The sequence below is a fragment of the Pleomorphochaeta sp. DL1XJH-081 genome, from assembly GCF_049310885.1.
In the GTDB taxonomy this organism is placed as follows: domain Bacteria; phylum Spirochaetota; class Spirochaetia; order Sphaerochaetales; family Sphaerochaetaceae; genus CAYZJV01.
The window spans coordinates 61,783-82,304 of sequence record NZ_JBMDYO010000007.1; the positions used below are offsets into that span (position 1 = coordinate 61,783).

Annotated in this window: 22 protein-coding genes, 1 tRNA gene and 1 pseudogene; 14 read left to right on the top strand and 10 right to left on the bottom strand. The window is 43.3% G+C overall.

The window, feature by feature from the left end:
- Positions 1 to 52 precede the first annotated feature (52 nt).
- The 4 genes from ACODJP_RS11255 to ACODJP_RS11270 are packed head-to-tail and all read left to right on the top strand — an operon-like array spanning position 53 to position 3,432.
- On the top strand, positions 53 to 745 hold the full coding sequence (locus ACODJP_RS11255) for a lycopene cyclase domain-containing protein (RefSeq protein WP_422481523.1): 693 nt from the start codon (positions 53 to 55) through the stop codon (positions 743 to 745).
- Positions 745 to 2,235, top strand: a complete 1,491-nt coding sequence (locus tag ACODJP_RS11260; RefSeq protein ID WP_422481525.1) for a phytoene desaturase family protein — start codon at positions 745 to 747, stop codon at positions 2,233 to 2,235. Before ACODJP_RS11255 ends, ACODJP_RS11260 begins: the two co-directional genes overlap by 1 nt.
- Positions 2,235 to 2,927 (top strand): fatty acid desaturase, encoded by a 693-nt coding sequence (locus tag ACODJP_RS11265; RefSeq protein WP_422481527.1) that lies wholly within the window; start codon positions 2,235 to 2,237, stop codon positions 2,925 to 2,927. The genes ACODJP_RS11260 and ACODJP_RS11265 overlap by 1 nt, the downstream gene beginning before the upstream one ends.
- A 55-nt stretch (positions 2,928 to 2,982) precedes the next feature.
- Positions 2,983 to 3,432 carry an RpiB/LacA/LacB family sugar-phosphate isomerase gene (locus ACODJP_RS11270; RefSeq protein WP_422481529.1) on the top strand — a complete coding sequence of 150 codons (450 nt, stop codon included), beginning with the start codon at positions 2,983 to 2,985 and terminating at the stop codon, positions 3,430 to 3,432.
- Between the two features lie 55 nt (positions 3,433 to 3,487).
- On the opposite strand, the gene cdd is transcribed toward ACODJP_RS11270, so the two are convergent.
- From cdd to ACODJP_RS11290, 4 genes are all read right to left on the bottom strand, one after another.
- On the bottom strand, positions 3,488 to 4,564 hold the full coding sequence (gene cdd, locus ACODJP_RS11275) for a cytidine deaminase (RefSeq protein ID WP_422481531.1): 1,077 nt from the start codon (positions 4,562 to 4,564) through the stop codon (positions 3,488 to 3,490).
- A 23-nt stretch (positions 4,565 to 4,587) separates the two neighbouring features.
- Positions 4,588 to 5,346 (bottom strand): Fic/DOC family protein, encoded by a 759-nt coding sequence (locus ACODJP_RS11280; protein ID WP_422481533.1) that lies wholly within the window; start codon positions 5,344 to 5,346, stop codon positions 4,588 to 4,590.
- A gap of 14 nt (positions 5,347 to 5,360) precedes the next feature.
- Positions 5,361 to 6,467 carry a hypothetical protein gene (locus tag ACODJP_RS11285; protein WP_422481535.1) on the bottom strand — a complete coding sequence of 369 codons (1,107 nt, stop codon included), beginning with the start codon at positions 6,465 to 6,467 and terminating at the stop codon, positions 5,361 to 5,363.
- A gap of 102 nt (positions 6,468 to 6,569) precedes the next feature.
- Positions 6,570 to 7,049, bottom strand: coding sequence for a flavodoxin family protein (locus tag ACODJP_RS11290; RefSeq protein ID WP_422481537.1), 480 nt, complete (start codon positions 7,047 to 7,049; stop codon positions 6,570 to 6,572).
- Between the two features lie 145 nt (positions 7,050 to 7,194).
- Here ACODJP_RS11290 and ACODJP_RS11295 point away from each other — a divergent pair, with 145 nt between their 5' ends.
- Together ACODJP_RS11295 and ACODJP_RS11300 are read left to right on the top strand one after the other, a co-directional pair.
- Entirely contained in the window at positions 7,195 to 7,794 is a 600-nt protein-coding gene (locus ACODJP_RS11295) for a TIGR00730 family Rossman fold protein (RefSeq protein ID WP_422481539.1), read from the top strand.
- 12 nt (positions 7,795 to 7,806) lie between these two features.
- Complete coding sequence (locus ACODJP_RS11300; protein WP_422481541.1) at positions 7,807 to 8,691, top strand: YitT family protein; 885 nt, start codon at positions 7,807 to 7,809, stop codon at positions 8,689 to 8,691.
- A gap of 24 nt (positions 8,692 to 8,715) precedes the next feature.
- Here the strand turns inward: ACODJP_RS11300 and ACODJP_RS11305 are convergent, their stop codons facing one another.
- Together ACODJP_RS11305 and ACODJP_RS11310 are read right to left on the bottom strand one after the other, a co-directional pair.
- Entirely contained in the window at positions 8,716 to 9,624 is a 909-nt protein-coding gene (locus ACODJP_RS11305; protein WP_422481543.1) for a hypothetical protein, read from the bottom strand.
- A 77-nt stretch (positions 9,625 to 9,701) separates the two neighbouring features.
- Entirely contained in the window at positions 9,702 to 10,259 is a 558-nt protein-coding gene (locus ACODJP_RS11310; protein WP_422481545.1) for a hypothetical protein, read from the bottom strand.
- 267 nt (positions 10,260 to 10,526) lie between these two features.
- On the opposite strand from ACODJP_RS11310, the gene ACODJP_RS11315 reads away from it, so the two are divergent.
- The 6 genes and pseudogenes from ACODJP_RS11315 to ACODJP_RS11340 all read left to right on the top strand — a co-directional run bounded on the left by ACODJP_RS11315 (position 10,527) and on the right by ACODJP_RS11340 (position 14,812).
- Positions 10,527 to 10,600: transfer RNA gene (locus tag ACODJP_RS11315), tRNA-Arg, on the top strand.
- 75 nt (positions 10,601 to 10,675) lie between these two features.
- Entirely contained in the window at positions 10,676 to 11,107 is a 432-nt protein-coding gene (locus tag ACODJP_RS11320; protein WP_422481547.1) for a DUF1801 domain-containing protein, read from the top strand.
- A gap of 46 nt (positions 11,108 to 11,153) precedes the next feature.
- Complete coding sequence (locus ACODJP_RS11325) at positions 11,154 to 12,596, top strand: MATE family efflux transporter (RefSeq protein ID WP_422481549.1); 1,443 nt, start codon at positions 11,154 to 11,156, stop codon at positions 12,594 to 12,596.
- Between the two features lie 53 nt (positions 12,597 to 12,649).
- A complete protein-coding gene (locus ACODJP_RS11330) occupies positions 12,650 to 13,150 on the top strand; it encodes a JAB domain-containing protein (RefSeq protein ID WP_422481551.1) in 501 nt (166 codons plus the stop codon).
- A gap of 413 nt (positions 13,151 to 13,563) precedes the next feature.
- Positions 13,564 to 13,881 (top strand): annotated as a pseudogene (locus tag ACODJP_RS11335) (YbjQ family protein); the annotation flags it as partial.
- A 766-nt stretch (positions 13,882 to 14,647) separates the two neighbouring features.
- Positions 14,648 to 14,812, top strand: coding sequence for a YjzC family protein (locus tag ACODJP_RS11340; protein ID WP_422481553.1), 165 nt, complete (start codon positions 14,648 to 14,650; stop codon positions 14,810 to 14,812).
- A 20-nt stretch (positions 14,813 to 14,832) separates the two neighbouring features.
- Here the strand turns inward: ACODJP_RS11340 and ACODJP_RS11345 are convergent, their stop codons facing one another.
- The 3 genes from ACODJP_RS11345 to ACODJP_RS11355 all read right to left on the bottom strand — a co-directional run bounded on the left by ACODJP_RS11345 (position 14,833) and on the right by ACODJP_RS11355 (position 16,311).
- On the bottom strand, positions 14,833 to 15,036 hold the full coding sequence (locus tag ACODJP_RS11345; protein ID WP_422481555.1) for a DUF4357 domain-containing protein: 204 nt from the start codon (positions 15,034 to 15,036) through the stop codon (positions 14,833 to 14,835).
- A gap of 64 nt (positions 15,037 to 15,100) precedes the next feature.
- Positions 15,101 to 15,943: an IS3 family transposase gene (locus ACODJP_RS11350; protein WP_422481557.1), complete on the bottom strand. Its 843-nt coding sequence runs from the start codon at positions 15,941 to 15,943 to the stop codon at positions 15,101 to 15,103.
- A gap of 59 nt (positions 15,944 to 16,002) precedes the next feature.
- Positions 16,003 to 16,311 (bottom strand): transposase, encoded by a 309-nt coding sequence (locus ACODJP_RS11355; protein ID WP_422481559.1) that lies wholly within the window; start codon positions 16,309 to 16,311, stop codon positions 16,003 to 16,005.
- Between the two features lie 274 nt (positions 16,312 to 16,585).
- Between ACODJP_RS11355 and ACODJP_RS11360 the strand changes: the two genes are divergently transcribed.
- Both ACODJP_RS11360 and ACODJP_RS11365 read left to right on the top strand, forming a co-directional pair.
- Positions 16,586 to 16,879 (top strand): type II toxin-antitoxin system HigB family toxin, encoded by a 294-nt coding sequence (locus tag ACODJP_RS11360; RefSeq protein WP_422481561.1) that lies wholly within the window; start codon positions 16,586 to 16,588, stop codon positions 16,877 to 16,879.
- Positions 16,879 to 18,081, top strand: a complete 1,203-nt coding sequence (locus ACODJP_RS11365) for an ImmA/IrrE family metallo-endopeptidase (protein ID WP_422481563.1) — start codon at positions 16,879 to 16,881, stop codon at positions 18,079 to 18,081. Before ACODJP_RS11360 ends, ACODJP_RS11365 begins: the two co-directional genes overlap by 1 nt.
- 885 nt (positions 18,082 to 18,966) lie before the next feature.
- On the opposite strand, the gene ACODJP_RS11370 is transcribed toward ACODJP_RS11365, so the two are convergent.
- Positions 18,967 to 20,265: an AAA family ATPase gene (locus tag ACODJP_RS11370; RefSeq protein ID WP_422481565.1), complete on the bottom strand. Its 1,299-nt coding sequence runs from the start codon at positions 20,263 to 20,265 to the stop codon at positions 18,967 to 18,969.
- Positions 20,266 to 20,522: the final 257 nt, after the last annotated feature.

Sequence of the window (20,522 nt, forward strand, 5' to 3'; positions counted from 1 at the left end):
AGTGCCATAAGTAGTTGTAACGAGAGCCTTTTTATCCGAATGGAGGGTCTGTATGAATCTATACCTGAGCATCACCATTGCAGTATTGGCTGCTCCCTTAGCCCTCTCGTTCGACAAACGGGTTGCCTACTACACCCATTGGCGGCAATTGTTTCTCTCCATGATACCGGTGAGTACACTCTATATCGTTTGGGATATTCTGGTAACAGAACGGGGGGATTGGGCTTTCGAAGCCGAATATGCCGGTTCTATTAGGATTTTTGGTCTTCCTCTCGGAGAGTGGATGTTCTTTATAGTAGTACCGTATGCATGCATCTTTATCCTTGAGGTCGCAAGGGCTTATTTTCCTGACAGAGAGTACAAAAACCCAAAAATGATCCGATATGTGGGAATCACTGCTGTAGGTATCTTCCTCGCTCTAGCTGTGCTGTTTAAAGATCTTGATTACACTATGCTTGCCTTGCTTTCCGTAGCTGTGTGGATCGGTGTGGCACTTATAGCAACCCCGTGGATATTCGGGCAAATACATACGCTGTGGTATTTTTTCCTCTCCATTGTAGCATTTCTACTAGTAAACGGAGTCCTTACCTACCTTCCCATAGTTACCTATAATCCTGAGGCCATTTGGGGTGTCCGAATCGTGAGTATTCCCCTTGAGGACCTCTTTTATAACATAGGCATGTTGGGACTTTTTCTCGTCAGTTATGAAGCCTGTGGACGGTATTTGATAAGGAGAGAACACTGATGGCATCCGATAAACCGATACGGGTAGTAGGAGGAGGATTCGGTGGGCTATCAGCAGCGATCGCTCTCGCTTCAGTTGGAAAGAGGGTCATCCTCCACGAAAAGCAAGAACAATTGGGAGGAAAAGCCAGTAGTAGGACCATAGGTGCATTCCGATTCGATACAGGGCCATCCCTTCTTACTCTTCCCGTCGTATTCGAACGATTGTTTGCCCTATCTGGTCACAAGATGGAAAATTATATTCCGATCGTACCGCTCTCTCCCCTTACCCACTATTGGTTTTCCGATCATACCCATTTCACGAGCGATCTATTGGAACGATTCATTCCTACCCTGACAAAACATCTTTCCGTAACAGAAAAGGAGGTCTCACGCTACTTCTCTCATACGAAGAAAATTTGGGAGATCACCAACGGTGTTTTCCTTGAGAAATCCCTCCATACGGCATCGACCTACCTGTCGAAGAATACACTCGGATCGCTGTTGGGAATTGGTTATATTGATGCTTTTAGAAGTATGCATACAGCCAATGCCACCTCATTTTCTGATAGTAGGATGATCCAATTGTTGGACCGATACGGAACTTATAACGGATCCGATCCGTACAAGGCGCCTGCAACGCTCAATATGATTAGCTACGTGGAGCATGGATTGGGTGGATTCGGTGTCTCAAACGGCATATATGGCATTATCGAAGGAATGGAAAAACTTGCTCGAGAGCTTGGTGTGGAGATCGAAACGAAGAGTGAGGTGGAAAAAATACTCTACAATCACTCCAACAGGCATATTGAAGGTCTTTTGATAGCGGGAGAAAAGATCGAATGCGATTGCGTTGTTTCGGGTGTGGATGTCTCCACCTTATATGAAAAATTGCTGGATGACACCGAAGCCCCTTTAGCACAACGTTACAGGAGGCTGGCACCATCCTCATCTGCCCTAGTCTTCTATTGGGGAATCGATCGATCGTTTAATCAGCTCGGATTGCACAATATCTTCTTTTCAAGCGACTACAAACGGGAATTTGAGCAGATCCATCGATTTTCCCAAGTCCCCCTTGAACCAACGATCTATATCAATATCACCAGCAAGTTGACCCCAACCGATGCCCCACTAGGACAGGAGAACTGGTTTGTCCTAGTGAACGCACCATGTGATGATGGACGGGACTGGCAAGCCGAACTTCATGAGACTCGTATGCACATCATAAACAGATTGTCGAATATCCTGGATGTGGATCTAGGCACACATGTAGTGGCGGAAGATTCATGGACTCCTCGGCAGATAGCGGATGAGACAGGAAGCTACCGGGGAAGTCTGTATGGAATATCGTCGAACACAAAAATGGCAGCATTCCTCAGACACCCGAATTTTTCTCGTAGATATCGCGGGCTGTATCTATGCGGAGGAAGCGTCCATCCTGGTGGTGGCATGCCATTATCTGTGCAATCGGGGATGATCGCCGCGGAGTTACTGTTAAAGAGGAAATATTAATGGGAATTGCTATTGCGCTATCCGTTATCGTGGCGTGGGCTGGACATCTTGTATGGATCCTCTCAATCGATTCACCCGACCTCCTGTCCGTCTCTACCTATCTACATATCATGGTACAAGCCTATCTCTACACAGGATTATTCATAACAGCTCATGACAGTATGCATGGTTCAGTAGCAAAAAACCGAAGGATAAATGATGCTATAGGTCAGTTGGCTCTCTGGCTGTTCGCTGCATTCCGCTATAAGCCAATGTTTACTAAACATATGGCACACCATCGAAACCCAGGTACTATACAAGACCCGGATTTCTCGCCGAAAAGCCAGCATCCGATAATCTGGTTTTTCCACTTCTTCTTCAATTATGTCACCATACTGCAACTGGTTACCATGGCAATCCTTTTCAATATCGGCCGCTATCTTGTGGGTATACCCTTGGCTAACCTGTTGTTGTTCTGGGTCCTCCCTGCCTTCCTCGGGACTTTCCAACTCTTTTACTTTGGGACCTACCGCCCCCATCATCTTCCTCACACGGAGAACATGGAACCTCATAGGGCACGAACCCAAAAGAAAAACCATATGTGGGCAATGGTAAGCTGTTGGTTTTTTGGATACCACTGGGAGCATCACGAGTTCCCTCGCACCCCCTGGTGGAAACTCTATCGGAGCAAAGATCGAATCGGCTCCCTATAGGCTTGACCCTCCTTGCGATTAGCACGAAAATATGGAGAACATAAGGAGTGTTGAGATGAAGAGAGTCGTTCTAGCAAATGACCATGGTGCTGTTGAGGTCGGTAAAGAGATATCAGAGCACCTAAGATCACGAGGATATGAAGTAAAGCATCTGGGAGTTTTCTCCGCTGATTCGGTCGACTATCCCGATATGGCAGCTCAAGCTTGTGGGGAGTATCTCTCTGGTGGCTATGAATTCGGTATTGTCTGCTGCGGCACGGGTATCGGAATCTCGATTTCAGCCAACAAGATCGACGGTATACGTTGTGCGCTTCCCCAAAACGTATTCGCCGCAAAGATGGCAAGGAGCCACAACAACGCCAACTTCATTGCATTCGGAGGAAGGATCGATTATCCTGAGCCGATTATCGATATGCTGGATGCCTTTATTGACAGTAAGTTCGAAGAAGGCCGACACGCCAAACGAGTCGATAAGATCATGTCCTTGGAGGGTGGTACCTGCTAGTGCTCCATACCATCCTAATCTTTACTTCTTTTGGGACTATCGATTAGAGCACTAGTCAACTATGCCGATGTCTTTGGGTAGGAAAGATGAACGGATGCGGCAACAACTCGTCGAATCGGAACTGTCTGCCCTTACCCTCCGTATCGTAAAGGAACACTTCGGTATCGCTCTTCGCGAATTCAGCCATGACCTGCAGGCAAAGTGCACAAGGTGGCGCCGGTGGATCGTCATCGGATACGACAACAACCATATCGATCCTAAAATCGCCTTCTGAAGCGACAGCTTCCATCATAGCTCCCCGCTCGGCACAAATGGTCGCTCCATAACTACTATTTTCTACATTGCAACCACGGTATACACTACCGGTCGAGGCACTTACGACTGCCGCTCCAACTTGGAAATGGGAATAGGGTGTGTAGGCATTCAGTCTCACTTGACTGGCGATTTCCCTTGCCTTGAATCGCAGCAATAAACGATTAAATTCGGAGATACTAGAAAAATCTTCAAAATCATCCAATCCTCCGATGATGAAATCAGCACCTACTGCACGCAACTGCTCTTCCGAAAAGCTGGTCGTAATTCCTCCACAGAGACTTCCAGCAGCTTTTGCGGCCTGTACCCCATTGGTAGCATCTTCGAAAACGATACATTCACCATTCTCAACTCCCATATCGTTGGCAGCCTTGATATAGATATCAGGGAATGGTTTCTTACGTTCTAAATCCTTCCCATTGACCAGTACCTTGAACCACTTAGGATCGAGACCCATGACTTCAAGGTTGATTTCCATTTTTCGTCTATCGGCACTGGTGGCAACAGCCATGAGCATTCCCGCCTCATGGGCATTGGTGAGGAATCGTACCACTCCAACAAGCGCACTCTCCTTACCCATAATCAATTGTTCATAGATATCGTAAGTGTCGAGTTTAGCCTGTTCTATATCGAGTTTGATACCATACTTTTCAGCTACTCCCCCAATATAACGATCTTCACCAGCTCCAACGAAGGGAATGAAGTCTTCCGCCTTGACCGTAACACCGATACTGGCGAAATAAGCGATCGCCGCTTCGGAGATATATTCTTCGGAGTCGATGAGAACTCCATCCATATCGAACAAGATTGCTTTGATCATGTTGTATCCCTCGATTTCTGTTATCAGAGCGGTTCTACCGCTTCATGCAATAGACTGATCAGTGGTTGGTAGTCACCCTCCAATGAGGCTATATCGGCTTCCAATAATCGGCTGTCGGAGGTATCCGATGGATTAATTCTCCATCCCGCTGCATGACTCAACTGTTGGAAAAACAACCTCATAGTTCGAGTATTTCCATCAAGGAAAGGGTGCAATGCGTGGACTTCAGCCATAAAGTAGGCAAGATTGTCAACAAACTCATCCAGTTCCTGGTTTCTTAGATAATGTTCATCACGCAACTTGTTGAAGATATCTTGTGCCACCGATGAAATATACTGGGGCAAGCAGAAAATAGTCGAACGGGTAATAGGAATGTAACGGACCATGCCTGCAAAGGGATAGATATCATCGAACAGTCTGGCATGAAGGGTTTTCAGATGGTCAAAGTCGAACTTCCATTCCTGCGGCCCCATGAGAATCTCGGCCATTCTGACAGCCACAATCTCGGTCTCCACCGAATCGAGCAGATCCTGGTCTTTTATACCAAAATAGTTGATATAGACCTCAGTCCCGGGATAACACCCATCGGAAGTCTTCTCTCCACCATCCTCCTTTACCAGTCCATAGGAGTCCATGATGTTGTTTATAGCGACGTCTCCTGTGACCTCTTCATCCAAAACATCGCGAATAATCTGTTCAGTCTTATCGCTGACGGGATAACTTTCAGTCTCCATTACAAAACAGATGAAGTCCAGATGCCTACGCAAGTGACTTTCTTTCATGAATCCTCCATAGATCAGAAATCGTATCCAACACCAAGTCTGACAATGCCTGTCAGCTCATAGGGTTTAAAATTCCCTCCAAACAGCAATCGGGTTTCAGCTTGGAGCCCTACCGACCAACGTTCATCGATCAGGTAGCGACCATTCAATTGGACCACAGGACCAAGGAAGAATCCCAACTGATCTTTTGCAGGAGTATGGATATCCTTACCGGTAAACATAAATGAAAGTCCACCGGATATATCGAATAGGAATCTCTCCGAGATAGGATACTCCAGTGTGACCATACCATGGAGATCTATTCCTGCAAGAGGTGTTGTCCCGATTTCATAACCTGTAAAGCCAAAACCTGCACGTATTCCTAGGTCGAACGCCTTATTATTAGGTTTGAAGTCGGTGTAGACGAAATCAGCAGTAAGAGAGGGAAGAATACGCGTTCTTGGGTTGGCAAAATCGCCATCGGGATCGAATGCCGACTTCCAGATGAGATTGTCAGCCTTGCCACCGACTCCGATAAAGAAATCTATTCTCTTACGGGCAGGATTATCTTGTACAGGAGTCGCAATAGGCATTGCCTGCACCGGTTCTCCGAAGACAATCTCTTCTGCTTCGAAAGACTCGGTACCAACATCTCCATCAGCAATGACAAAATCATCAAATGTTGAGTTATCGATGGGTTCTTCAATCTCTCCTGGTTCAGTCGTGACAACTGTAGCATCCGTCTCTTCCAATTCGGGTTGAATTGTTGTCTCGGCAGGGTTCGTTAACTGTGCTGTCTTTACCGCTTCTTCGGGTATCGGCATAGATACACCGAACTCGACAGGATCATAAGATAACAAAGCACTTGGACTCCAGTTCTCCGAATCATAACTCTGTTGTACATAAAGTGTGTGGTAGGAGGTGTCCTCGACAGGACCGAATGTAAATCCGTTTACCGAAGCTTCGACCACCGTCCAGCCATCAGGATCTTCGGCATCCAGCTGGTATCTGAACGCCACAACATCTTCATCCGCAGCATCCCATTCCCAATCAATGGTGATCAGCTCGGCGAACAGCGGGCTTGCACTACACAGTAGGAACACTACCATGAACACGAGACCCATCCGTAGCGATGTCTTCATATGCATACACCTCCAATCCCTTTTCAAGGGACGTATGCATAGCGTAGCCATGGATAGTGACTTAGGTCAAGTGCAAGGTTGGACACAGTAGGCGATTATCGGTCAGTTTCCTATCAGTTTACGCATCCAGTAGGCTGCCCGTTCGGACTCACCCTCTTTCAATGGTCCCTCCTGCCCTTCTACGATAAATCCGATGGGAGGAGAAGCCCTATGGAATCCTCTTCTTGTCATGATCTTATCCATTGGCTCTGCTGCATAACCGAAAAGTGATACCATGAAAGTTAGAAATTTAGATCCTACATCGACAACAGAAACCCGTGTATCGAAAACGGCATATCGTATTTTTTCCGATAATGAGCCCGAGGGAAGGCTCCTAATCATATCTACTATTGCTTTTGTTGGACGGAAGGCTCGCGTCGGGCTCCCAATGACCAGCAGGTCGCAAGAATAAGCCCCATCACGGGAAAAATCCTGAACTTTCACCATAGTAGCCACATGAGGCTTTTGTACTGCATCACAAAGAGCGCGGGCAATTGCTTCTGTATTGCCGAAAAATGAATCGTAGACAATAAGTATTTCCATCGGACGAGTCCTCCCAGACGCAATGGTATCACGAAAGATACACTGGCCATATCCCTTAAATACAAGGACTTGAAAGATACAGCGGCAACATGATAATACTTCGCTACTTCTTGCCCATCGAAAAGCTATGAGATATGCTTTGCAGATGAAAAAAACGTCCTCTCTTAGAAATATCGCTAATCTTTGTGTTTTCTGTGGCTCTTCGGAGGGTCGGAACCCACTCTACATGCAAGCAGCTCATACCTTGGCCATAGAAATGGCTAACCGACGGATCAATTTAGTCTACGGCGGGGGAGGAGCTGGAATCATGGGTAAGCTCTCATCGACTTTGCGCCACTTGCCGGTTTCGGTTGTTGGCATCATACCTGATCGAATTTATGAGATGGTACGCCATTTGGACCATGCGGAAGATGAATTGATAGTGGTAGGAACTATGCATGAAAGGAAAGGGGCCATGTACGAACGTTCGGATGCGTTTGTAGCCCTTCCCGGTGGCATCGGTACTTTGGAGGAATTGATGGAAGCTCTTACCTGGTTACAATTGGGCTACCACGAGAAACCGGTGGGTATTTTAAACACTGCTGGCTTTTTCGATCCATTGATTGCCATGTTGCACCATATGGTGGATGAGGGTTTCCTTCGTATGAACATGCTCGAATCACTTGTCGTGGAATCCGAACCCAAAGCACTACTCGATTCCTTGGAAAGAATTGATCTGACGATTCCACAAAAGATTTCCACTTGATATAATCTTTGTATGAAACAGCTGTATCACTTGAGAGATTTCCTATTCATAATCGGCGGCTCCATGGTCACCGCTATAGGTGTCGCGGGCTTCATCACACCAGCAAAACTCGCTGGAGGAGGCGTCAGTGGTATTTCAGTTATCCTCTACCACCAATGGGGTCTTGAAGTAGGGCTGACTATCTTTCTTCTGAGTCTTCCCCTCTTTATAGCTGGAATCCGGATATTCGGAACCCGATTCGGCTTCAACTCACTTCTGGGGACAGTTCTATTATCGCTTTTCATCTCTTTGTTCGGTCTGCTGATAGGATATGAAGGTTTTCTTACTTACCAGGATTCTGTAGATACCCTACTATCCGCACTATTCGGGGGATTCCTCAGTGGTTTCGGCATGGGGTTGGTACTCAAAGGAGGTGCCAATACCGGGGGAACTGATATCGCAGCCCAGATTATAAGCAAGTACACTCCTATTCCGACCGGTAGTGCACTTTTCCTTGTCGATGGTCTGGTTATCGTTGCAGGTGGACTGGCCTTCGGTCTGGAGAGCGCCCTATTTGCCACCATAACCTTGTATGTGACCAGCGTTTCGATTAATTTCGTCCTGCTCAATATGGGCACTCGCTATGCGAAGACGGCACTTATCGTAAGCCAAAAGCACCATATTATCTCCCAGCGTATATTGGATGAATTAGGTCATGGGGGCACCTTGCTGCAAGGCAAGGGAATATATTCCAAACAAGAGAGACCGGTTCTCATGACCGTGATCCCAAACCAGAAGATTACACAGCTGAATACCATTGTAAAAGAGGAAGACCCCGAGGCCTTCATGATCATAGAAGAGGCCTACGAGGTCCTGGGAGAGGGTTTTGTTCCCCTTAAGGGTAAATCGAAATCCTAGATATCTCCAACAGCATGAACCTTGTCAGTTTTTCCATAGTTTTTCTGGATATATACCCTCTTCGATCTTTTTCGCCAGTTCATCCTTTACAATCTGACGGTCTTCTTGGTACGTCATGCCAAACCAGCGTTCAGTCGTTGTATAAAATCGCATTTTCCCGATACCTTTATTCACCATGACACTTGCTCCCTCAGGGAGGTAACACTCCTCCTTTTCGGTGGTAAGTCCGGACTTCAGGAACTCATTGAAGTACTCCTGATAGAAATCGAGAGCTGCGGGAGAAAATCCGAAATAGTTCATGGATACCCATTCATCACCAGTAAGGATCTTGTCTTCACCATCTATTGAACTGATGATCTTATCCCCTTCATGGAAAATCTTTTTATTCTCACGCATGGATACCAGATGCCCATCCTTGACATTACAGATTGCCCGTGAAACGGACCCGCTGCGACTTGTGGTATTCTTGAGCACATAACCCACCATTGCATGTTCGGTGGAATCATTGGATATGGAGGCTAGATGCTTTCCCATGATCTGATAGGCTTCCCTTCCATAGTAATCATCACTATTAATTACACAGAAAGGTGCATCTAATACATCTTTCGCACTCAGGACCGCGTGTACTGTGCCCCAAGGTTTCTTCCGTCCTACAGAAGCCTTTACCTGCTCTGGAGTCAGAAGTGTATCAAGTTCCTGAAAAACATATGTAGCGTCGCAATTCGCGGCAACCCTATCGAATATACGGGAGCGAAAATCTTTCTCTATATCCTTACGAATGATGAAGACAACCTTTCCGAATCCACCTTGTAGTGCATCATAGGTCGAATAATCGAGCAGGGCTTCATTGTGCATCCCTACTCCGTCAATTTGTTTAACGCCACCATAGCGGCTTCCCATTCCTGCTGCCATGACCAAAAGAATCGGCTTCATTGGGACCTCCTCTCAAAATTCTGGGTCTAGTATACCATGATGGGGAAAAAACCACTACAGGAGAGCGTCTACCTTTTTCAGTCCGCAGAGACTTCAACGGCAATCGAGGCTTCATAGGCACCGAATGTGTACCCTTGGAGATCAAAACCCTCTTCGACTGTGGGAAAAGTCACATAGATGATTCCCTGTTCCGTGGATCGAGATCCCTCCCGGATACCAATGCTCTTTTGGATGGCATCGAAATCTTCGTTGGAGATTCTGTCTAGATTAGCCCTATTGACCAGACTCAATTTAAAGGGGATTGGAGGAGAATTGTTATCCGCACCAAGGCCAACACTCCTGAATGCAAATACATTGGCTCCCAATTGAGTAGCGAAGCCGGGTGATAATCTCAGTTGATAGGCGACATCGGGACTATTAGAGAAAAACTCATACGTAGCAACCTCATGGGTAGTTCCTGCCATTTCCTGACTAAGCGTGAATTGGATACGTTCACGTACATTCAACGAAAAACTTTCTTGCAATTCAATGTGTCCCTGCATGGGGATAGTTTCGCTAAAGAGGCTTCTTTGGGCTGTAAGGGGAATGGTAAGGAGTTGGAGAAGCGATAGTACCAACACCAGTCTTCTTAACATGCACCCTCCTTATCCCTTTTTGAACCACTAGCGACAATACTCATGGTAATAAAAAACACCAAGTGATGTCAAGAGATATTGTTTTTATTGACCATTGTAATATATTACCCAAGTATAATTTTTTTAATTTTTTATATTATATTTATTTATACAATTTTAACTTATGTCATAAAGTTGCCAATATTATGTATTTCCTCATGTTAGCCTAAGGGAAAATGCGATAGTGCTATTGACAATGTCAGTGGCAATCCATAGCATACGTGAATCGGATGCGTAGCTCAGCTGGATAGAGCGCTGCCCTCCGGAGGCAGAGGTCGTGGGTTCGAATCCCGCCGCATTCAATCGTACTTCCGATAATTACTATACGCCAGTACTCTTTTCCCGTACCTTTCATGAAAGGAGTAAATTTAAGATCCATGAAAACAGACAGCACAACTGTTTCCGAATATCTCCAACAGATACCTCCTCGATGGCAACCCACGCTATCCGATCTTCGCGATCAATTGAGGATCCATGTGGATAAAGGATTCGTCGAATCACTTCGCTGGGGAATGATCACCTATGAAGTTCCCCTCGAGATCTCGGGACCAACATATAATAAGAAACCGTTGATGTTCGCCGCACTCGCAGCACAAAAGAACTATTGTAGCCTTTACCTTATGGCAATCTATGCTTCACCGGAGAAGATGGCCTTCCTGGAAAAAGCATATTATTCAAAAGGCCTAAAACCCAATATGGGAAAATCTTGTATCAGATTCAAAAATCTTGAAGATATCCCTCTCTCAGAAATTCTCCAATTGCTCAAGGATATATCGGTAGAAGATTTTCTTGCCATGACAAGAGCTTGAGCAAGTTTGCAAAAAGAGGCACACTCAGTAAAGGTATCAAAACCCCATGGCAAGAGGTGGAAAAGGAGGCGTTGCCTACATAAACACCCCTTGGGGCAAGGTAAAGACCTTATTCGAGGATGCAGTATTGTCCCAATTGCCAGTTGAACAAAAACGCCCATTACTTTTCTCAAACAAGCAACTTGTAACATTGATCATCCCTATTGTCATTGAGAGGATTCTCGATGTCTCCATAGGTTTTGCAGATACATTGATGATCTCCTCCGTTGGTGAAGCTGCTGTATCAAGTATTTCACTTGTAGATTCGGTCAACTATCTATTCCTTTTCCTTTTTTCAGCACTCGCAGCCGGTGGTGCGGTTGTTGTTGCCCAGTATATTGGCCAACGTAACGCCGAACGTGCTGGGGAAGCGGCAAAACAACTAATTTATACTACGACACTCGTAGCATTGATGTTTACTACTGCTTTCCTAATCTTCAATCGAACTATCCTCATAGCCCTATTCGGTTCGCTTGATCCTGAGGTACTTGACCAAGCACAAATCTATTTTGCATTCACAGCCCTCAGTTTTCCATTTCTTGGTCTTTTCAATAGTGGAGCAGCTCTTTTTAGATCGATGGGCAATAGTCGCATAACTATGCGGGTCTCAGTGGTCATGACGCTATCTAATATTGCAGGGAATGCTCTTCTAATCTACGTATTCAATCTAGGGGTATTGGGAGCTGGTATTGCATCCCTCGCGTCACGAATCCTGGCATCTTCGATCATGCTATCGCTTCTTATGAACAAGACAGAGATTATCAGGATAGAACGGTTGCTCCAAATCAGATTCGAATGGACTATGGTGAAAAGAATTCTTCGCATTGGTATTCCCAATGGTATTGAAAGTGGGATATTCCATATCGGCAAAATTCTTGTACTGAGTCTGACAGCTACATTTGGAACGATAGCCATTGCGGCGAATGCGATAACGAACTCAATCGCCTCTATGACAAATATTCCGGGAGGAGCAATCGGTTTAGCAACCATCACTGTAGTGGGACAATGCATGGGAGCGGGAGAATTTGATCAGGCGGCTTATTATGCGAAAAAGCTTCTAAAATCAGCATATTTCACCATGGCTGCATTAGCAGTTATCCTCTTTATCCTCGTAGAACCGATGGTCCACCTATTCAATTTAAGTGAAGCGTCTACTACTTTAGCAATCCAAATACTGAAGATAATGTACGTAATGAGTACTCTTCTATGGCCTGTAGCATTCACGCTCCCCCAAGTACTTCGCGCCTCTGGTGATGTCAAATATACCATGACGGTGTCCATCATTTCCATGTGGACATTCCGTGTAGGACTAAGCTATATCTTCGGAGAAGTTCTTGGATTAGGTTTACATGGTGTATGGTTCGCGATGTACGTCGATTGGATCTGTCGATCAACATGTTTTGTCACTCGTTTCCTTAAGGGTACATGGAAAACCAAACGGGTAATTTGACTAACAGATGTAATTATAAGAAGCAAACGGTAACTCGATGCTGTTATACCGGTATGAACAAATATACAAACCATACCGTTACGGCTACAGACATCAAGGAACTGCCCACGGAACAACGCCCCCGTGAAAAGCTACAACGCAAGGGTGCCGAAACCCTTTCGGATGTAGAACTCCTTGCCATATTAATCGGAACTGGAACCACCAAGCGTCCTGCCTTTGTCCTCGCTCAACATATTCTGGATCTATTGGACAGAAATAGTGGAGGCTCGGAGGTCCTGATTGAGGATCTCACGGCTATAGAGGGAATGGGGGTAGCCAAAGCGACTCTCATAAGCGCCGCTCTCGAACTCGGCAGGAGACGGCTTCCATCTAAACGAAAACAGATCATTTTCCCTGGAGATGTCTATCCACTCATACGACACTATGGAAATCGTCCCCAGGAGTATTTCCTTTCGGTCTCCCTCAACGGTGCACATGAAGTCATTGCAGTGCAGGTTGTTTCGATTGGACTGGTGAATCATACGTTAGTACATCCACGAGAGGTCTTTGCGTAGGTTTTGATACAATGATTTAGAGGTACTATAGGCATAAAACCCCTCTAGAATGCGCTAGTTTGAGGTTTTCATGCCATCACGGCCTTAATTGGAGAAAGCTTTTTAGCGAGGAAAGACTCGTGGAATTGAGAGCTTGTGTATTTTGAAACCATGGGATACGCACACATAGAAAAAAACTATTAGTGTACCCCGATATTAAAATTTGAAAACGTTGAAGTTAGTTAGATTGTCGGATCTTCACCAACTTGATTGCTATAACCCTTTTAGTATCACCTAGATTACCGTGAGCGATTTGAGATTTTTCTGAATATTGCATATCTCGTTTTACAATCATTACTTGATGATTATTACTCTTTACTTATCCCTATCTGGATAATAAGCTGAGTTATGGTTAAACCTCTTGGAGGAATTTCATGATTTCAAATATTAGACTTAGTACAACGAATTCATTTGATGGTTATCAAATAACTCAATACTTAGACATCGTCTATGAAAGCATAGTTGTTGGTACAAACCTTTTCAGTGATTTCTTTGCTAGTGTCTCAGATATATTTGGAGGAAAATCGCGTAGTTACCAAAAACAACTATACCAGTTACGCAAGTACGCCTTAGAAGGCTTAATTGAAAAAGCAAGAGAGAAAGGTGCTAACGCAATCCTTGGAATCAAAATAGATTCTGATGAAATTTCTGGCTCTGGAAAATCCATGTTCATGATCAATGTTGCAGGTACTGCAGTAGTAATAAAAAAGATAGACGATACAAGATCTGAAGTGCAACATTTAATGGTTGATGGTGAAGATGTAAAAAAACACATAAAGATGCAAGAAATCGAAAAAAGATACACTAAACAGAACTTTCAATTGGAAGAAGATGAGATTGATATGCTTATACATGGTGAATTCCCAGACGCAGCCAAATTTTTCCTTAAGTCGCTATTCACAATCCAAGAAGGGTCTTCAACTTTTAACCGAGAAGACTATAACGAAAACCTTTCTTCTTTATTAATGTATCTAGGTCAATTCGAGCCAAAAGAGCAAGCATCCTTTCTTTATCCTTATATTCCGGACTATTTAAGACTTGAAGAAGCCATAATGACCATTCTGAATAGTTTAGGCCTTGTTGATTTTAGTAAAATCGCTGATTGGTTCTATTCAGATGCAGTCGACCTCCAACACTTTGCACTGAATGTATTAAAAATAATTAAAGCTGGGTATTCTACAGAAGATATAGTTGCTTGTCAGAATCTTATACATCTTCTGGAAAAGAAATATTCCATGGACACCCTAGAAGACGATGGAAAGAACTGGGAATGCGCCTGTGGGAAGATCAACTCAACTAAACATTCCAATTGTAGACGGTGTAACAAGAACAGATTGGGATTTTTCGATAACGAAGTTCAACCTTTAGAAGTAATCAATATTTTGAGAAATGAATTATCTATAGTTAAAGTGCTGTTGAATGATGACTAATCAAAAATTATTTGAAGGAGGCAGTCAAATGGGAAAATTACATAAGCCGGGAGAAGACAATCAGAAGCCTGGCAAATATATTGAAACCGGTCCACTTGGAGGAGATTTGCCAAAACCAAAAGTGGTAAAAATTGATCCAGGTGATAGACTCCCGCCCACTAGCAAACCTGGGAATAAATGGAAACATAAATAGGTTGAAGTTAGAGCATTGAATTAGCAATTTTCTTTCGGTAGAGGTTCTTCAGTCAAATATTGCCCCAGCGTTGCCCCATCGTCAGTGACCCAATAATCATTGCCGTTTAGACTAGCCCCTCCAACAAAACCTGCGGCTGCAGAAGGGCTAGTGAATCTAATTTCCTTCGATAGGACAAACGAATTGTCGATAATATCTTTGTATTTCTCACGTAATCTAATCACTTGCTTCGGGGCACTTCTGACCTAAGCCCTTTGTCTAGACAGTTGGTTTGAAATCATACGAAAATCAAGCCACCCGTTGTTCCATTTCCTTGATTGGAAATGCTCCATAATAGACTGCATCTGGAGTTTGATATGCCAACCCTTGATGCAACCTTTCTCCATTAAAGAAATCAATGAAGCCCTTCAAGCCCCTTCTCAACTCACCGAGAGTCCGGTAGTCGTGAAGGAAGATATGTTCATATTTTTGGGTTCGCCACGTTCTCTCCATGAATACGTTATCCAGACACCTGCCGACTCCATCCATGCTTATTTCAACTTTTAGATGCTCAAGGATTGCTAGGAACTCAATGCTAGTAAATTGGCTGCCTTGATCACTATTAAAAATGGCCGGTACACCATACTGATCAATTGCTTCATACAGACATTCCTTGCAGAACGCCACATCCATAGTATTACTTACCCGATGGGATAAAATCTTACGGCTAAACAGATCGATGATGGCCACCACGTAGACCATACCACTGGGAAGCCTCACGTAGGAGATATCTGTTGCCCAGACTTGGTTCACATGCCGTATCTTCTTTCCTCTCAATAGGTAGGGATACTTCTTATGTTGCTTTCCTTTCCCTTGTCGAGAGGTGTTCGGTTTAGGAGAAATACCACGAATCCCCAGTCGTCTCATAATCTTTCTTACCCGCTTCTCAGTTGCTCGTTCATACCCATCTTGCTGTAATTGTCGAGCCAGTTTCTGGTACCCAGTCGCAGGATGATCTGTCCACCAATTGAGAACAACCTGTACCAACGCAAGTTCATCATCACAGAACTTGATCTGATCCTTGTGACGAAGCCACCAATAGTAGCTACTTCTCGATACACCTAACAGGCGACATTGCTCGGCAATACCCATACTAAAGGTTTTACCATGCAGTTCGATCGAAAGCCCAGGAGTGATGATCTGCTCATCTCTTAGTCCTGGATTTTCAGTTTTTTTTTGAGTAGCACGTTCTCCAGTTGGCTCTTACCATACTCTTCAAGTAGCAACTGTTTCTCCCGTTCAAGTTCCTCTAGGTGCTGTTCAAGCTCCTTCTGGATCTTCGATTTCTCATTGAAGAACCGAGGCCCTTCCTGTTGGAGAGTCTTCTTCCAAGTACTTACCAAACTCACAGAGATGTTGTTTTCCGCAGCAATTGCCTGAATGGTCTTCTCGCCAGCGAGTGCTTCAGAAGCTACTTTTAACTTGAAATCGCCAGTAAATGTCCGTTTTTTCCTTCCCATAGGTCCACCATACGCATGTTACGCATCGTGGGCAACTCTATTCGTATCTTTTCGACTCCTCCTGTCCAAGATTCGGTCTTAGTATACTAGAATAATTTCATTGGGCTGGGCAAATTTGATTAAATAGATTATCAAATCATGAAAAACTACCTTGAGTTTTAGTAATTTTCATAGCACGACTGTTGTATGACGTTTGGGGATAGGTAACAAAGTAGAATAAATATCCCAAAATGGGAACTTCATATTGATTATATTAAAAAAGGGATTATAATGTATGCATGTGATATCAAGAAGGTGTCTAATTGAGTTTGGTACTAATCACCCAGATGTTAGAGGAGAACTAAATACATGGTTTCACATGATGGAAAGGGGGAAATATCCAAGCCCCATCGCCATCAAGGAGGTCTTTAGGTCAGCAGATATTATTCCTAGTGATAGAGTAGTATTCAACATTAAAGGTAATTCTTACAGGATCATTGTGAAAATAAGATATTCCACACAAACTATGTTTATCAGATTCATAGGAACCCATGCAGAGTACGCTAAAGTAAATGCGGAGAAAATATAATGAAACCAAAACTATTGAAGAATGATCACGATTATGAGATGGCCCTAAAATATATAGAGTCGCTGATGGAACAACCTGAATCGAAAGACACCAACGAAGAAATTGAATTATTTACCTCATTGATATCATTCTATGAAGAAGAATCTTTTCCTGTTGACCTCCCTGACCCCATTGATGCAGTTTTATTCGTTATGGATCAACAAGGACTGGGAAGAAGAGACCTCATCCCTATTATTGGTAGCCAGAGCAAGGTATCTGAAATTCTGAATAGGAAACGGCCACTTAGTCTTTCTATGATCAGAAAACTTCATGAAGAACTGAACATACCAGCTGAAATTCTTCTTCAGGATACACAGCAGAACCAAGTTCCAGAGAAACAATTCACCTATGAAAATTATCCCGTTCCTGAAATGTTTAAGTTAGGATATTTTTCCAGTTTTAATAAAATTTCTCAAGTTAGAGAGTACTTTGAAGAAGCTATGTCTAACTTATTCCGTCAATTTGGTGGTAGAATTCCCCAGACAATTTATTGTAAGCAATCATTAGAAAAGGCAAAACCAAATCTTAATGCATTGCTTGCTTGGCAGGCGCATATCCTTCAAAAAGCATCTTCAGACGAGGTAGATGATTTCTCTTTAGATTCTCTCGATAATTCATTCTTCGAGGAATTGCTCTCATTCAGTATGTACTCCAAAGGTCCGCTATTAGTAAAAGACTACCTTAAAACATATGGAATCCGTTTTGTTATAGAACAACATCTCTCTAAGACTTATGTAGATGGTGCAGCTTTCAAATCTCATGATGACAAACCTATGATTGTTCTTTCTTTGAGACATGATCGAGTTGATAACTTTTGGTTTACCCTTTTACATGAGTTAGGGCATGTCGTTAAACATCTTTATAACGAATCGGATAATAAAGCATTTTTTGATGACACTTCTCCTAGTCCAAATGAATGTGATTCCCAACTAGAACAAGAGGCAAATCATTTCGCTATGGAATATTTAATCCCACCAACAAAGATAACAGTTAGTGAATTAAGTGATGCATCCTTTTGGTCTCCCTCTAAAATATTAACAACATCAAAAGAGCTAAAACGTTCTCCCGCTATTCTTGCTGGCCGTATACGATATGAAACCGGTAACTATTCTCTATTCTCCGAGATGTTGGAGACAAGAGGTTTAAAATGCTTGTTTCAGTAAATTGTTTTCTTAGAATATAATTGGCAGTTCTTTTACAAATATGATCTATTGCTAAAATAACCGTCATGCTTCATTAACCAAGGATTGACTGGTAGATGTAGCTGAGGTGCTGCGTTTGAGCGAGAATGAGAAAGCAAATATGTATGACAAAATCATCAAAAAAACCTGCTCGCACCGGATTTAAATTCGTATGCGCCCAAAAGGCACCTGAACGCTACACTCAAAACTACCAAAGTTCTTGGAAACGAATGTAGAAGATTGGTTATTTTTCATCGAAAAGTAGAATCTCAGTTCGATAATCTGTGAAATACTAAAAGGTTAGAATTATCTGATAGTTTAATCATAATACAATTCGGTCTACCATCTGAAGCGCTATGCCTACGCTCTTTTTTCCTTACGTATTCAATTATAAGCATCGCTTTTATCTCATATGGTTTATATAAAACGCTATTACCCAGCTTTACTTCCACATGAAAAGGCCCATTAGTATGGGCAAAATATCGTTCTTAATCCGTATTGCACTCATTGAATTGAATACGTATCCTTGACATCCGGAGGCAACCTAGTTAGCATTCATTCACGAGAACAACTTGTGTGTTTTCCCAAACGTTGAAGCAACGACTGTTCCAAGATGCAGCCGTTGTTGAGTTTTATAAGGGTTCGACATTTACCACAACTTGGATAGATTGTGAATCGAAAGAAAATGTCTTTTTTAAAAGAGCCTGTTTTTTGGCTCATTAAGGTCTATCCCTATTCTCATTAACCCCAGAAATACTCACTGGACCGTTTTTCATCTTTACATACAACTAATGTAATCAAAATACATTCTCTCAGTCAGTCCCTCTCCCACAACTCCTATGGATTTCTTAAGTTGTTTCGTTTTTCTCATTGTTTGTCCTTTCCCAAGAGAGGACTTCCTAAAACTGGTTTCGCGCCAAGCTTTCCGGCTTGGTAGAAATTAGCCAGATTATTGTTTTTGTGGAGTTTGAAATCTTGTGCGCTGTAATACTCACTTGTGCCACTATCCTGTTTCTCACAAAACCAAACCATGTCATTGCGCATATAATCCTGTTCCATGAGGTATTGTGCATGGGTGGTGACGATGAGTTGGGAGTTGTTGGCATTCAGCAAGAACATTTGCAAGAAAAAGGAGACGAGATCTGGATGCAAGGAAGATTCCAATTCATCAATCGCGGCCACATGAGAAGACCCAATCAGCTGCTGTAGCACACCTCCTAACCCGAAGTAACGCATGGTTCCTGCAGATTCATCCTCTGAAGAAATCTGATAGGTTCCTTGGGTTGTAGCGTGTAAAAATAGTAATTCCTTTACTTCCAATTGGTTGTCATTTTTCAATTTTTCCAAGAGACTTTTCGGGGCGCCCTGCTCTGCAAACTTATCCAGTAGGGTTTCATCGATAGGAATGATCCCGTTCCGTATCTCAAGGTCAGCTATCTGAAAGTCGGCTTTTGCCAAGAATGTCACAAAAAACTGTTTCTGTTTGGCATCTGCTTCCAATCGATTTCTACTCCATTCCCTCAAGCGATGATTTGGGGTGATTAGGGGCATCAGGTTTTTCCTGAAATATGAAATGACGGTATCCAGTACCGGAGAATGGATATTACTCTTCTGATAGGCAAATAACGTGGTGGAGTTCTCAAGGGTATTTCCATTCAGAATCGTCCTTTCCTTTGCAGATAGAGTGCATTTGGAGCCAAAATTGAGTTTAGAAACAGATTTCTCTGTGTCATAATTGCGTGAAAAGAGTGTGGCTATCCTTTTCTCTGGAGTAAAACGGAGAACTTCCCATAGTATTCGCTGTGAATCCAAGCAAACTAAGTATTCATATTGAATACCTTCGATGTAGAAAATCAATGAGAATGTTCCCGGTTGCGCTTGGGCTATAGGATCCAATAAGAATGGAGTGAATCCGGTTTCCTCATCCTTGGTCTCCGGACCGGATAATACCAAGTTCCGTACAAAGTCCAGTGCGTGTAACATATTTGATTTCCCCGATGCGTTGTACCCATACAAAACACAGACCTTGAGGAGACTCACAGAGCTATTGATTCGGGTGAGAAGATACTCATCCGACCCATTATGTATTTTACTATTTGGAAGAAAACTTAGCGTCTGTTTTGTCTTGATAGAACGATAATTTTCTACAGAAAATTCTTTTATCATATTTTTATTTCCTTTTCACGTATTATTTCTACGTTTAGTTAAATTATATTTCATATTTTTAATATTCTCAAGGAAAATCTTTATAAGAATATTTTTGCGCGCGGTAAAATGAAATGCACGCCAAAAGGGCATTTAACCGAATGGAAAATCTTCTTATAGGAGATCTTCTGAATCATCAGATAGAACGAAAACCTACGGAACAATTGAAGATTTTGGCGACGGATCTAAGAGTGCAGGAAAAATCAGCTCTTGTAGAG